The organism is Christiangramia sp. 3-2217-3z, from assembly GCF_051195275.1.
GTDB classification, from domain to species: Bacteria; Bacteroidota; Bacteroidia; order Flavobacteriales; family Flavobacteriaceae; genus Christiangramia; species Christiangramia marina.
This window is the reverse complement of record NZ_JBNJLI010000040.1, coordinates 1-1,156: the sequence shown is the minus strand read 5'-3', so window position 1 is coordinate 1,156 and position 1,156 is coordinate 1. Positions and strand designations below refer to the sequence as shown.

At 31.0% G+C, this 1,156-nt stretch carries 1 protein-coding gene; it reads right to left on the bottom strand.

Translation table 11 applies throughout. The features are described 5' to 3' along the window. Positions 1-209: 209 nt before the first annotated feature. Positions 210-986, bottom strand: a complete 777-nt coding sequence (locus tag ACSHZO_RS15865) for a hypothetical protein (protein WP_298248430.1) — start codon at positions 984-986, stop codon at positions 210-212. Positions 987-1,156: the final 170 nt, after the last annotated feature.

Here is a 1,156-nt window from a genome sequence, read left to right as displayed (position 1 = left end):
GAAATTTAAAATTTTCAGCTTAACTTTTTTATTGTTTTTAGTAGCTAAAATCGTTTCGGAGCACTTGCATGTAACGGCTGCGATTATCGCAAGTTGCGGGAGTAAGGACGCGGACTTGTCGGATTAACCATTTTAATTCTTGGTTACTAAAATTACACTTTTTCTAGAATACCCGTAATTTGAGATGAATCGCTGTTGGGCATAGTTTTCTAGTTACTCAGCCAACTATGATAACTTATATTATCCCACCCATAAATTGAAAGCGAAATGCCGGAGTTTTCTTCAATATTTTCATTCGAAAAATTTTTTAAAATTGATTCTAAATTTTCAAATTCTTCATAATCTGTATATTTGAAATATTTTGAAGGTTGGTCTACCCAATGACCATCGGAATAAGTCGGATATGGTATTCTTCCTTGTCCCTCGAAGTTAAATTGAGTAAAATTTGGATTCTCCAATAGCACTTCTAAAAAAGCTTGATATATTTCTGTGTTATCTGTGTTAGTACCTCCTACGTAAGCAAACGAATTTTCTGGAAATCGGAAAGTATTATCAAAAAGTAATTTCGTGAAGTTACTTTCAATACGATTTATGGAAATTATTTCTTGATTTATTGAAATTGAATATTTGTCAATGGTTTGGCCATTTATAAATGTTAATTCCTTAATATTTTCTGGTAAATCAATGTATGAAGTTGCTGGACCTATAGCTGTTAAACAAATTCTTGGACTTGAAATTTTTTCCATTCTAATTATGAGTTCATTTTTTTCTATTGATTGACTAGTAATTAAGCTGTAATTAATGCAAGGAAATATTTCTTCAGTGATTAATTTGAGTTTTAAATCTGGATCTTCTGAAGTATTTGAATTGTTATAAATTTCTATAGGCATGAAATCAACATTCGATTCAATAGAATTCAAATTATCATCATCTCTACTACAACTTAGAGCAATAAATGAAATAAGAAGAATTACAAATTTTTTCATAGTCTGTTTATATGTAAGATGATGACTTAATAAAAAGGTTGCGTGAAAATTGTGCCCAACGGTTACGGTTATCGCAAGTTGCGGGAGTAGGGACGCGGACTTGTCGGATTAATCATTTTCTTTCTTGGTTTCTAAAATTACACTTTTTCCACAATACCCGTTATTTGCGA